The 12812-nt window shown below is 55.6% G+C and carries 12 protein-coding genes; 6 read left to right on the forward strand and 6 right to left on the reverse strand.

From position 1 onward, the window contains the following. Window positions 1–34: 34 nt before the first annotated feature. The 5 genes from LG290_RS09795 to LG290_RS09815 all read right to left on the reverse strand — a co-directional run bounded on the left by LG290_RS09795 (window position 35) and on the right by LG290_RS09815 (window position 4678). The gene (locus tag LG290_RS09795; RefSeq protein ID WP_499834669.1) at window positions 35–517 is read right to left on the reverse strand and encodes a tripartite tricarboxylate transporter TctB family protein; all 483 of its coding nucleotides are present in this window, start codon (window positions 515–517) and stop codon (window positions 35–37) included. Then, window positions 517–2046, reverse strand: a complete 1530-nt coding sequence (locus LG290_RS09800; protein WP_499834670.1) for a tripartite tricarboxylate transporter permease — start codon at window positions 2044–2046, stop codon at window positions 517–519. Before LG290_RS09800 ends, LG290_RS09795 begins: the two co-directional genes overlap by 1 nt. Before the next feature lie 19 nt (window positions 2047–2065). Next, on the reverse strand, window positions 2066–3031 hold the full coding sequence (locus tag LG290_RS09805; protein ID WP_499834671.1) for a tripartite tricarboxylate transporter substrate binding protein: 966 nt from the start codon (window positions 3029–3031) through the stop codon (window positions 2066–2068). 190 nt (window positions 3032–3221) lie between these two features. Further along, window positions 3222–4391, reverse strand: coding sequence for a UxaA family hydrolase (locus LG290_RS09810; protein WP_499834672.1), 1170 nt, complete (start codon window positions 4389–4391; stop codon window positions 3222–3224). A gap of 2 nt (window positions 4392–4393) precedes the next feature. After that, window positions 4394–4678, reverse strand: a complete 285-nt coding sequence (locus LG290_RS09815) for a UxaA family hydrolase (RefSeq protein WP_499834673.1) — start codon at window positions 4676–4678, stop codon at window positions 4394–4396. A 231-nt stretch (window positions 4679–4909) separates the two neighbouring features. Here LG290_RS09815 and LG290_RS09820 point away from each other — a divergent pair, with 231 nt between their 5' ends. Next, window positions 4910–5635 carry a GntR family transcriptional regulator gene (locus LG290_RS09820; protein WP_499834674.1) on the forward strand — a complete coding sequence of 242 codons (726 nt, stop codon included), beginning with the start codon at window positions 4910–4912 and terminating at the stop codon, window positions 5633–5635. Window positions 5636–5663: 28 nt separating this feature from the next. Here the strand turns inward: LG290_RS09820 and LG290_RS09825 are convergent, their stop codons facing one another. Next, window positions 5664–5975, reverse strand: coding sequence for a transposase (locus LG290_RS09825; protein ID WP_499834675.1), 312 nt, complete (start codon window positions 5973–5975; stop codon window positions 5664–5666). Window positions 5976–6971: 996 nt separating this feature from the next. Between LG290_RS09825 and LG290_RS09830 the strand changes: the two genes are divergently transcribed. The 5 genes from LG290_RS09830 (at window position 6972) to LG290_RS09850 (ending at window position 12787) form a co-directional block, all read left to right on the forward strand. Further along, on the forward strand, window positions 6972–8540 hold the full coding sequence (locus tag LG290_RS09830; protein WP_499837075.1) for an ABC transporter substrate-binding protein: 1569 nt from the start codon (window positions 6972–6974) through the stop codon (window positions 8538–8540). A gap of 122 nt (window positions 8541–8662) precedes the next feature. Next, window positions 8663–9712, forward strand: coding sequence for an ABC transporter permease (locus LG290_RS09835; RefSeq protein WP_499834676.1), 1050 nt, complete (start codon window positions 8663–8665; stop codon window positions 9710–9712). Then, window positions 9709–10680: an ABC transporter permease gene (locus LG290_RS09840; protein ID WP_499834677.1), complete on the forward strand. Its 972-nt coding sequence runs from the start codon at window positions 9709–9711 to the stop codon at window positions 10678–10680. Before LG290_RS09835 ends, LG290_RS09840 begins: the two co-directional genes overlap by 4 nt. 8 nt (window positions 10681–10688) lie before the next feature. Further along, entirely contained in the window at window positions 10689–11708 is a 1020-nt protein-coding gene (locus LG290_RS09845) for an ABC transporter ATP-binding protein (protein WP_499834678.1), read from the forward strand. Between the two features lie 11 nt (window positions 11709–11719). Further along, window positions 11720–12787, forward strand: a complete 1068-nt coding sequence (locus tag LG290_RS09850) for an ABC transporter ATP-binding protein (RefSeq protein WP_499837076.1) — start codon at window positions 11720–11722, stop codon at window positions 12785–12787. Window positions 12788–12812: the final 25 nt, after the last annotated feature.

A 12812-nucleotide genomic window follows, 5' to 3' on the forward strand; every position in this document is an offset into this window, starting at 1 on the left:
AGCTTTGTTATATGACGCGACACAAACAGCTTGATTACATCCACCACCGGCCCACCGGCAAAGGGACATTGAGCAGCAAAGCAAACAAGCCGTAGAAAAACGCCACCAGCAAGATGCCACTGATCAAGTGGCCCATTAGCCGTCTCGGTGTCCAGGGTTTATATTGAGCAATCATCATCAAAGTTACGAAGCTCACCAGCCCTGCCAGCAGAAAGCCCGCCCACGGCATAATGAATGCCCAGGCCGCCATCGCTAACACCATCAGTACCCGTCGTGGGGTAGAACCCCGTTCTCGCTCGGTGTTGCTTGACACGCCGCGCAACATTAGCTGGCCGAGTCGCAGCAACCCCGAAACGATGGTCACTATTGCGATGGTGACGGGAAAGATGGCACCAAGCTGGCTCATGCCCTGACTCTGCCATAGACAAATACCGCCTATAGCGATGAACAACACTGGCATCAGGAACTCGGAACGCGCCGAGCAAGCCGCCTGAACCTTGGGAAGTTCCTTCGTCATTACAAAACCTCCTGGTAGGGGTCACCTGCACTGTTCGGATTGCGCCGCCAGGCACGGCGTGCCTTGATCAATGGGTAGAAGAGGCTGAGAATCGACAGGGCGATGATCGTCAGCGAAATCGGCCCACCAAAGAACGTCCCCGCATAGGAACCGCTAGCTCGCCCCATCAAAAAGCCCTGCACGAAGCCCTGCTCGGCAATAGGCCCCAGGATCAGGCCCAGCACGATCGGCGATGGTTTGAAGCCATAACGGTTAAGCAACCATCCTATTACCCCCAACGTCAGCATGATGATGACATCGTTGACGCTGTTGCGGATCGCATAGGTGCCGATCACCGTCATAAAAGCGATGGTAGGCACAAGTAACGCCTTGGGAATGGTAATAATGGATTTGAAGGCATAGCGGCCGATCAGTAACCCCAGTGGCAGCAGCAGGCAAGTGGCGATAAATAGCCCCGCGACAAAGGTGTAAGTGATGTTGGCGTTGGTGGTGAAAAGCTCCGGTCCGGTACGAAAGCCCTGCACTAACAGAGCACCCAGGATAACAGCATCCGGCGGCGTACCAGGAATACCCAGCACTAACGTCGGGATAAAACCACCACCCACGGTGGCATTGTTGGCCGCTTCGGTCGCCAACACTCCTTGAGGGTTCCCCTTCCCAAAGGAACTGGAATCCTTGGCGGCACGTCTGGCTTCCGAGTAAGATACCAGACTTGCAATCGACCCTCCCGCGCCGGGCAAGATCGCTACGCCCGTGCCAATAGTGGCCGAACGCAACAGGTTGAGCTTGCCGACCCATGCATGTTTAAGACCTTCGCGCAAACGAATTCCACGCTGCTCTTCATCGACCTTGAGGTGAGATTCAGGGGTAGCGACCAGGTCAATAAGCACCGGAATGCAGTACAACCCAATTAACGCTGACACTATTTCGAGACCGCCCAGCAGTACCTGAGAGCCAAACGTGTAACGGACATCCCCCCCCACCACAGCCACGCCGATGGTGGACAACAACAGCCCGAAGCCTGCCCCCATAAAGCCCTTGAGGGTAGAACCCTCGGACAGTGCTGAGATCAGCGTCAGCCCGAAAATGGCCAGCCAAAAGTATTCTACAGGCCCGAAACTCAGTGCTACTTGCGCCAGAAGCGGCGCCAGTGTTAACAGGGCCAATACGCCGACCAGCCCCCCTACCACCGAGGCCAATGTCGAGAGAGTAATCGCAAGATCACCGTCACCACGTTTGGCCATCGGGAAACCATCAAAGGTGGTTGCTATCGCCGAGGGCGTTCCCGGTGTATTGACGAGGATGGCAGAATAAGACCCCCCATAAATCGCGCCAGTGTAGATAGCACCCAGCATGATGAGTGCCGACTCTGGCGCCATACCGAAGGTCACTGGCACGAGCACGGCCACGGCCATGGTAGCCGAAAGGCCGGGCAGCGCCCCGATGATGATCCCTGAGGCAACACCTAGCAGCGCAAGGCCCAGATTCATCGGCGACAGGGCGCCTAATGCATGACTAAAAATATCCATACGACTCCTCCCATAGGGATCAGTCGATCAAGCCGAGTTCGTGCGCAGAAGTCTCGTAAACATCCCTGCGCTCAGCCATGAAGGTATCCATTTCGCCCACTGGGACATCTATCAGCACGAAGCCAAGAGCTCGCATTTTTTCCTGGAACTCAGGGTGCTGATTGATCTGCTGGAAGATACCGGAGAGCTGTTGCCGAATATCCTCGGGTGTTCCCTTAGGTACCGCCATGCCGCGATAGGCTCCCCCCATCATGTCATAGCCAAGTTCCTGGAAGGTAGGGACATCCGGGAACATGGGATGACGTTCCTCAGAAGCGACCGCCAGCATGCGGGCTTTGTCCTGATGGTTTGCCGCCACCGTGGTGTACCCCCACTCAGCCTGTACCTGTCCGCCTAACAGCGCCGTAACTGCCGCGCCCGTTCCTTTGAAAGGAATATAGGTCGTGTTGATATCCGCCAATTGCTGGAAACGCGTATTGGCGACATCATTGGCGCTATAAGTGCCACTACCGGAAAAGGTAACAGCCCCAGGCATTTCTTCAGCAGCCTGAATCAAGTCATCCAGGGTCTGATAGGGGCTTTCGTTGCGAACCAGGATCGCATCGGGTGAATAGTGGAAATAGAAAAAGTTGTTGAGATCGTCGGTCTGGAAACCGACATCCTTGCCCATGGGCTTGAGGATGATATGTGGCAGGTTAGAGCCCATGATCGTGTAGCCATCAGCCGACATGTCAGAGAGCTGGGACCAAGCCACGGCTCCGCCTCCACCAGGCATGTACTGAATAATCAGCTCCTCGCCGGTGATTTCTTCGAAGTACTTCTGCTGGAGTCGGGCACTGATATCGGACTCTCCGCCAGGACCGAAGGGGATCACGTACCGGACATCCTTCGAAGGAAAGTCATCTGCCAGGGTCACTGTAGTCAGTGCACTGGCAAGGAATAAACCGAGACCGGTTGCCAGACCGATGGAAAGAGAGATTCGCATGATTCATTCTCCAAGTATTTTTCGTTGTCATTGTCAACTTGCGAGCCTAAAGCACCGGGATTGCGATAAACTCACGGTGCACGGCAGATGAAATTTCCTTAGTGAAGCACTTCCTCTTGTTGTCCAGATCTTTTATTGTCTATTCAATGAACAGGACAACTCTCCACCAAAGGTAGGGCATCAGAAAATATCAGGCACTTTCATAAAGACGGGTCATCACGAACTCACGGTGCCCAAGCGCCTCGGCTGCGGTATGCCGACCGTTAGCGGTACGCACCATCATGTCCAACAATGCATCACCCGCCTGGTCCATATCCATCTCACGTCTAAGAAGATGAGTCACATCGACATCAATGTGTTCGCTCATGGTGCGCAGGGTGCGTGGGTTAGCGCAGAGCTTGATGACCGGCAGGATGGGGTTACCGATAACATTGCCCTGGCCAGTCGGGAAGAAATGCACCACATAGCCAGCCGCTGCACAGAGCGTCACCATCTCGGCCGCTGCAGAAGAAGAATCCATAAACCACAGCCCCGACCCGGTGGGTGCTTCGGCTTTATCTAGCACACCATCCACCATACAGCGCTTACCAATCTTCTGGATATTGCCCAGCGCTTTCTCTTCGATAGTGGTCAGGCCACCTTCAATATTGCCCTTAGTCGGCTGAGACTCAGAAAGATCACTGGTCTTGTAGCGATCAATCATGTCGCTGTAGCCGTCGAACATTGCTTGGAACTGTTCACGCACCTCGGGCGTAGCGCATCTTTCGGCAACAAGATGCTCACCGCCGGTTAACTCAGAGGTCTCACCGAAGACTAGGGTGCAGCCTGCATCGTAGAGTTTGTCGAAAGCGTTACCCGTGGTCGGACAAGAAGCTAGACCAGAGGTGGTGTCAGACTCACCACACTTGGTGGATACCCATAGCTCACTAATATCACACTCTTCACGCTGCAGCTCACTGGCGTACTGCACAAGTTCGCGAGCCTTTTTAGAAGCAGCGCAGATAGTGTTGTGATCGCCATTCTGCTCAATCCAGAAACCTTCAACAGGCTTGCCGGTAGACTTGATGCCATCAACAACCTTATTGGTCCAGCCCGGTTCGATACCAATCACGATCACAGCAGCAACGTTAGGATTACAACCGATTCCGATCAGGGTACGGAAATGCAGATCTAGGTCCGGACCGAACTGCAACCGGCCATAGGCGTGAGGTAACGCCAGGGTGCCCTTGATATTATTGGCGACGGCCTCGGCAGCAGCATTGGAAATGTCGTCAACCGGCATAACGATAACGTGATTGCGGACACCGACACGCCCGTTCTCGCGACGATAGCCCAGAAATTTACGATCTTTGATTTCCATGTTTACCACCTCTTGGTTTTAACGTTGTGGACGTGAAGGTGTTCGCCCTTCTTGATCGGCTTGATGGCGCGGCCGATATCGACGCTGTACTTCATAACGGCACCGTTTTCTGCCAAATCACGAATTGCCAGCTTATGCCCAATGGGGATGGCGTCACTGACGGTGCAAGTAATGGTTTGATCTCCCTCCATCACCCAACCTGTCAGCTCCTGACCGGCCTGAATCCCCTCGACCACCGCGACGCCGACACTGTCGTCGGCATCATGCACTACGAAGTCGATACTCATGGTGTTTCCTCTCAACGTGTTTGTGAGGTCTATTGACGTTGTCTCAATTTCAGCCTGTTAAAAGCCACTTATAGAAACTGCTACGCCCCAATGCTGTGAGGCCACAATTCATATATATGATATATGATAGAGGATAGCAAGTCCTCTACATGTTTTTTTGGTATCATTGGTAAGAGCAAAGACAATTGATGGAAGCGAATGCTCTGCTAGCAGCACTCCAAGGAAACGAACATGAACGACCAGCCAACACCCAGCTATCGCCCGCTATATCAACAGATCAAGGAAGCGCTGCTATCGCGCATTGTGTCGGGCGAGTGGCCCCCCGGTACTTTCATCCCCAGTGAGTCAGCCCTGTCACAGGAATACGGTGTCAGTGTCGGCACCTTGCGCAAGGCGGTAGACGCCCTGGCCAATGAACACGTCGTCATTCGCTATCAGGGAAAAGGCACCGTCGTCGCAACACATGACAGTGACCGTTCGCTATTTCAGTTCTTTCATCTCATGAACCTCGACGGCACCCGCTCGCTACCCATTTCTCGGGTGCTGCAGCGCGAGCGCCGACCAGCCACCAGTGAGGAAGTTAATGCCCTGGGGCTTGAGGAAAAGACAGTGGTTGTGCATATCCGGCGGGTCAGGGTCCTGGACGAGGTGCCAGCACTACTGGAAGATCTGGTAGTCGATGCGGCTCGCTTTCCAGCACTGGAAAGCGAGCCGCAAACATTGCCCAATACACTTTATCAGCTCTACCAACAGAAATTCGGTCAAAGTATTGCGAAAGCTGAAGAACGCTTGTTCGCCGTTACGGCAGGTGTTCAAGAGCAAAAATACCTGGGCGTGGATCCCGGCTCCCCGCTACTTGAAATCCGCCGGGTTGCCCGAGGTTTTCAAGGCGAACCCCTTGAATACCGTGTCTCGCGCTGTAAAACCCAGCAGCATTGCTACTGGAATGTGCTCTGATCGAGCACACTGGTCTTAAGAATTCCTTTCAAAACTGTCTTTTGAATTGCTTGAAGCAGATCAGCGAGCAACCTAGCAAGGTGAACGCATAGTGAATATCCACGCGTCGTTCATATCTCGTCGCGAGGCGCCTCATCTGTTCGAGCCAAGCGAAGGTTCTTTCGACAACCCAACGATGACGTCCCAGTTGTTGAGTGTCTTTCACGCCTCGTCTGGCGATACGAGCTTGAATATGCCGAACTCGGCATGCACGACGACAACGAGCAATGTCATAGGCATTGTCAGCATGCAGTTTCAAGGGGCGTTGACGGACGGCCAGGCCTCCCGGCACTGGTATCACAGCGTCTAGCAGGGCTAGTCAGAGGAACACTATTGTGCATGTTCGCTCCCGATAGCAGGACCGCAAGAGGTGTTCCTCGCCGGTTCGTCAACAGGTACCGCTTTATGCCCGGTCGCGCTTGGCTGTTGGGTTCGGGCCGATGGCAGATCCCTCTCTTTTGCTTTGATGCAGGCACGATCCCAATCCAACCGATCCATCACCTGGAGGTTTTCCCACAAGGCGTCGTTGGAGGCACTGTGCAACCAAACACGCCGCCAGTGCTCAGCGAGAGGCCGCACTGCGAGGCCAGGAGATCCTGAATTCGGGCATACGGGAACAACTGATACTGCGAGAGGTACACGACGTGCGCCTTCAGGCGTGAGCCATACTGGATCGGGCGCGTCACGCCCTCAGGAAACGGTGCCACATAGCGTTTGCCCTGATCATCCTCGACGACCTCCGCCTGGTATTCGATGACCACCGCCTTGATGACGATGTTCTGGACCTGGCGCTTTTCGACATCCCCGAGTGGTAGGTGCGCTCCTAGGGCAACGACTGGGGATCCACGTGCAGGCTGACGATCTCATCGGGATCGTCGACCGGTCGCAACGTCGTGCCTTCATGCCTTGGCTGCCCACCGGGCTTGCGCTCGCCCGACACGCGCTTCGCCCTTGGCCGTTTCCCTGGGTGCTCCAATCTTCACAGTAAATCTCCCGAATTGTTGATGTTATAGCCACTTAGTTGTGCCTGGATGCCTAACATAGCGTTAACGGCATGAAGAGCCTGTTTTTTTGATTAGCAAACGGCAACGTCACTCTCTTTATTCAGTGGACGAATGACATCACTCACAATTTCGATTGCCTCAAGCGATAAGGTCTCTTTATGGTTAGCCTATGGCCTGCGGGTCGACCATGTCCACTCGCCGCTCGATATGTGCACTCCATGCAGAGCAATATGTTGGCGGGTTTTTCACAATAATTAAATAGTCTGGGAACTCCTATGACCCTCAGAAGAACAATATTCTTCAAAAAGACAATGCTGGCTTCTGTCATTGGTGCCGCCCTTGCAGGTACCGCCGTACTGCCTATGACTGCCAGTGCGGAAACCCTGCGTGTCGGCTACACCGCCGACCCGGAAACCCTCGATATCCACGAACAGCTTTCCGGTGGCATGCTGCGTTTCTCCCACCTGTCCTTTGATCCCCTGGTGCGCTGGACCAAGGATTTCGAGTTTGAGCCGCGTCTAGCCACTGAATGGGAACAGGTTGACGAAACCACCATGCGCATGAGCTTGCGTGAAGGCGTCACTTTCCACTCAGGCAACCCCCTCACCGCCAAAGATGTGGTCTGGACCATCGAACGCTTGAAAGAAAGCCCCGACTACCGTGCCATTTTCGAGCCGGTGGAAAGTGCCGAAGCGCTTGACGACCACACCGTCGAGATCAAGACCAGCGAGCCCTACCCGTTGTTGCTCAACCTGGCCACGTACATCTTCCCCATGGATCGCGTCTTTTATACCGGCGAAACCGACGATGGCGATGACAAGTCCGAGATCGTCAAGGCGGGTAATTCCTATGCCTCGCGTCATGTCTCGGGCACCGGCCCGTTCATCGTTACCGAACGACGCCAAGGCGTGCGCGTGGATTTCGAACGCTTCGATGATTACTGGGACACCGACACAGGCAACGTCGACCGCATCGTGCTGACGCCGATTGCCGAAAACGCTTCGCGTGTCGCGGCACTGCTTTCCGGTGGAGTGGATTTCATCGATGCCGTGCCGCCCAACGACCTGGAGCGCGTTCGTGAGGCCGACGATGTCAAACTGGTCGAGATCAATGGCACCCGTATCATCGGCTTCCAACTCAACGAAGAACGCGTTGAAGCCTTCCAGGACCCACGGGTACGCCAGGCTGTTGCCTACGCCATCAATCAGGAAGGAATCGCCGACCGCCTGATGCGCGGCTTCGCCACACCGGCGGCGCAGTTCTCGCCGGAAGGTTACTCCGGCCACAACCCCGATCTGACACCGCGCTATGACGTCGAACATGCCCAGGAGCTGATGGCCGAAGCCGGTTATGCAGATGGCTTCACCATCGACATGATTGCTCCCAACAACCGCTACGTGAACGATGCCCAGATTGCCCAGGCCGTGTCCAACATGCTGGCGCGCATCAATATTGACGTGAACCTGCGCACCATGCCACTGGCCCAATACTGGCCGGAATACGACACTCGCCAGTCTGACGCGGCAATGATCGGTTGGCACGCGGATACCGAAGACAGCGCCAACTTCTTTCAGTACCTGACCTTCTGTATCGATGAAGAAACCGGTGCGGGGCAGTACAACTACGGTAGCTATTGCAACGAAGAAATCGATGCCTTGGTAACCGCGGCCGATAGCGAAACCGACCTGGAAAAGCGCAACGCAATGCTGCGTGAGGCAGAAGCCATGCTCTACGAAGATGCCGGTTACATTCCCCTGCACTGGCAGAACCTGGCTTACGCTGCGCGCGAAGGCGTGGAGATCGAACCTGTCGTCAACGCTATCGATTTTCCCTACCTGGGTGATCTCGTCATCAGCGAATAATCGCAAGTTTTTCTAGAGCGCATGGATGCTTCGTCCTTTGGCCAGTTCCGAAGGGCGTAGCCTTTTGCCGTGACAAAACTTATTTTCCCCTGCTTTACTCCTTCATACAGGTGGCGCGAGCCATGATTGCGTTTTTGATCAAGCGGCTGATGCACGCGATATTGGTGATGTTTATCATCAGCGTGCTTGCCTTCGCCATCCAGGACAACCTGGGTGATCCCGTCCAACAGATGGTGGGACAATCGGTACCCGAAAGTGAACGCGAAGCCCTACGTGAGCGCCTCGGCCTCAATGATCCTTTTCTGGTGCAATACGGCCGTTTTGCGCTCAACGCGGTACAGGGAGACTTCGGCACTTCCTATTTCTATCGTGAGCCCGCTCTGGAAGTCATTGGACGGCACCTGCCGGCCACCCTGGAGCTGGTCTTCGCCTCCACCCTGATCATCGTGCTGTTTTCGGTGCCGATCGGGGTCTACAGCGCCATCAAGCCGCGGGCCATGCTGTCGCGCTTTTTCATGGGTGCATCGATTGTAGGTATTTCGATACCGGTATTTCTGACGGCGATCATCCTGATCCAAATATTTTCCATCGGCGTGACTATAACGCCGTTTCCCGAGTCGACCGGCTGGGGCAGCTGGCTCAATGATTTCTTCTCGACCGAAGGCAACATGCCGTCGTTCGGGCGTGGCTATGACCTGGTCCATGTGTTCGGCCATTGGGACACCAACCTGGCAACCTGGAACGGCCTGCAGCATCTGGTACTGCCCTCCATTGCCCTGGCATCGATCATGTTGCCGCTCTTCATTCGTCTGATTCGGGCGGAAATGATGGAAGTCATGCAGTCCGACTACGTCAAGTATGCCCGTGCCAAAGGTATCTCGATGCGTCGGGTGTATTTCGTCCATGCACTGAAAAATACCATGCTGCCGGTGATTACCGTCGGTGGTGTGCAGATAGGCACCATGGTGGCCTATACCATCCTCACTGAAACCGTCTTCCAGTGGCCAGGCATGGGCCTGATGTTCCTGGATGCGATCAATCGCGCGGATATACCCTTGATCGTCAGTTATTTGATGATCGTCGGGGTAATCTTCGTGGTGACCAACACTATCGTCGACCTGGTCTATGGCCTGGTGAATCCCACCGTCAAACTCACCGGTAAGCCCGCATGACGACACCGACCGTTACTCAGAGTAGTTCTCAAACGACCCGACCGCGCATCCCCAGCCGCTGGGAGCGTCTGCGCGACTCCTACCTGTGGTACAGCTTCAAACGCGACCGTACCGCGCAGCTGTGCCTGGCTATCTTCATCGGCCTGGTCATCGTCGCATTCGCCTCGCCGCTGCTGGCACCCACCGACCCTTATGACTTGCGCCAGATCGACATCATGGCCTCCGAGTTACCGCCCTTCTGGATCGAGGGTGCCGACGAACAGTTTCTTCTCGGCACCGACGCCCAAGGGCGCGACCTGTTGTCGATCATTTTATACGGCACTCGGGTATCGCTTTTGATCGGCTTTGGCGCCGTGATCCTGCAAGCACTGCTAGGTGTCACTTTCGGTCTGATGGCAGGCTACTTAGGTGGCCGCGTGGATGCCCTGCTGATGCGCCTGGCGGATATCCAGTTGTCATTCTCCACCTTGATGGTCGCCATCGTGGTGGGCGCCGTGGTCAAAGCGACCATGGGAGGTGCTTTTTACAGCGAATATGCGGTCATCATGCTGATTCTGATCATCGGCCTGGCGGAATGGCCGCAGTACGCAAGAACCGTCAGGGCCTCGGTATTGGCGGAAAAAAACAAGGAATACGTGGATGCTGCCAGGGTCATGGGCCTGCGCAGTAAACGCATCATGTTTCGCCATGTTCTGCCCAACACCCTGTCGCCGATTTTCGTGATTTCCACGGTACAGATCGCCAACGCCATCATCTCGGAAGCGGCGCTGTCGTTTTTGGGGCTAGGCATGCCGGAGACGCATCCTTCACTGGGTTCACTGATCAAATCCGGGTTCGATTATATCCAGTCAGGCTCTTGGTGGATCACCCTGATTCCCGGTGCGGTACTGGTGATACTGGTGCTGTCCATCAACCTCCTGGGTGACTGGCTGCGCGACGTCATGAACCCACGACTCTACAAAGGCTGAGGTGCACCATGGCATTGCTGGAAGTAACCAATCTGGACTTACGCTTTGGTTTACGCCAAGGCGAAGTACGCGCTTTACGCGACGTCAGTTTCACCCTGGAGCGTGGCGAACGCCTGGGCATCGTCGGTGAATCCGGCGCGGGCAAATCCGTGGCCGCCTTTTCCTTGTTGAACTTGGTCGGCAAGCCGGGGTTTATTGCCGGCGGGAGTATCACCTTCGACGGCCTCGAGCTGAATTCGATGTCCGAGCGCGCCTTGCGCAAGGTACGCGGCAACCGGATCTCGATGATTTTCCAGGACCCGATGATGACCCTGAACCCGGTGCTCTCGATCGGCGAGCAGATGGTCGAGTGCCTCAAGGCCCACCGGCGGATCTCATCGAAACAGGCTCGCGCCATTGCGCTAGACAAGCTGCAACAGGTCCAGATTCCGTCGCCGGAGACCCGTCTGGATCAGTATCCACATGAGCTTTCAGGCGGCATGCGCCAACGCATCATCATCGCCATTGCGCTGTTGCTAGACCCGGATATCATCATTGCCGATGAACCTACCACTGCGCTGGATGTCACCATCCAGGCGGAAATCATGGCATTGCTGCTGGATCTATGTGAGCAGCATAACGTCGGCCTGATCCTGATCACCCATGACTTGGGGGTGGTCAGCCAGGTTACCCAGCGCATGCTGGTCATGTATGCCGGTCGCGTCATCGAGCAGGGGCTGACCCGCGAGATCATCAACGACCCGCAACATCCTTACACCCAAGGATTGATCAACGCCTTGCCGCAAATGGCGACGCCCGGAGAAAGACTCAACCAGATTCGCGGCAGTATGCCGTCATTATCCAACCTGCCCAATGGTTGCGCCTTCCATCCGCGCTGCGATTTCATCAATAATACCCACGGTGAACCGCGCCCGGCCTGTATACAACAGGTGCCTGAATTCGTTGATTCGGGTAATTGCCGCGTCGCCTGCCACATGGTGGCGGAAATGCAGGAAGACCGCCGCCTGAAGCTGGAGGAAATATCATGACCGCGACCGCCATGAATCTGAAAGGCGCTAACCTGGAGAGCGTCGACACCCCGACCCAAAATGAGGAAAGCGCCGACTCATTGCTACAGATACGCAACCTGAAGAAGCGTTTTTCATTGTCCGGCGACTTTCTCGAACAGTTGCGTTTCAAGGGCGGCAAGCTGGTCCGGCATCGCGAATACGTGCATGCCATCAATGGCGTCAACCTGGATATCAAGCGCGGTGAAGCGCTATGCGTGGTCGGCGAGTCCGGATGCGGCAAGTCCACCGTGGCACGTACCGTCATGGGGTTGTTGACCCCCACGGAAGGTGAAATCAGTTACGCCGGCCAGCGTATCGACAACCTCAGCTCGCGTGAGTTATTGCCGTTTCGCAAGCGTATGCAGATGATTTTCCAGAACCCCTATGCATCGCTCAACCCGCGCATGACCATTCAGCAAACCTTGGAAGAGCCGCTTCGCCTGCACCACCCGGACTGGAATCACCAGAAAGTCCAAGAAAAGGTCCAAGAGGTGATGAGCTCGGTGGGCATCGACCCAGACTGGGGCAAGCGCTTCGGCCATGAATTTTCCGGCGGTCAGCGTCAACGTATCGCCATTGCCCGGGCGCTGGCTGTCGATCCCGAATTCATCGTTGCCGACGAACCCATTTCGGCACTGGATGTTTCCATTCAAGCCCAGGTGCTCAACCTGCTGATGGATGCCCAGCGTGACCGCAACCTGACCTATCTGTTCATCACCCATGACTTGGCCGTGGTGGAACACTTCGGTACTCGCGTGGCGGTCATGTACCTAGGTACGGTGTGTGAAATTGCCACCACCACCACTCTGTTCAACAAGCCACGTCACCCTTACACCCAGGCCCTGCTGTCGGCGATTCCGCGTCTAGAGGATGACCGCCCCCAGCATATTCGTCTGAAAGGCGAAGTGCCCACGCCGGTCAATCTGCCCAGCGGCTGCGTGTTCCATGGGCGCTGCCCGTATGCCAATACGCGCTGCCGCCAGGAGATCCCCACGCTGGTCACTCAATTGGATGGCACCCGGGTAGCGTGCCATGCGGTGGAGGAAGATCGCTTATGAAGTCAGGCATATCGTCTGCAGGCTC

The sequence above is a fragment of the Halomonas sediminis genome, assembly GCF_044871105.1.
GTDB classification, from domain to species: Bacteria; Pseudomonadota; Gammaproteobacteria; order Pseudomonadales; family Halomonadaceae; genus Vreelandella; species Vreelandella zhuhanensis.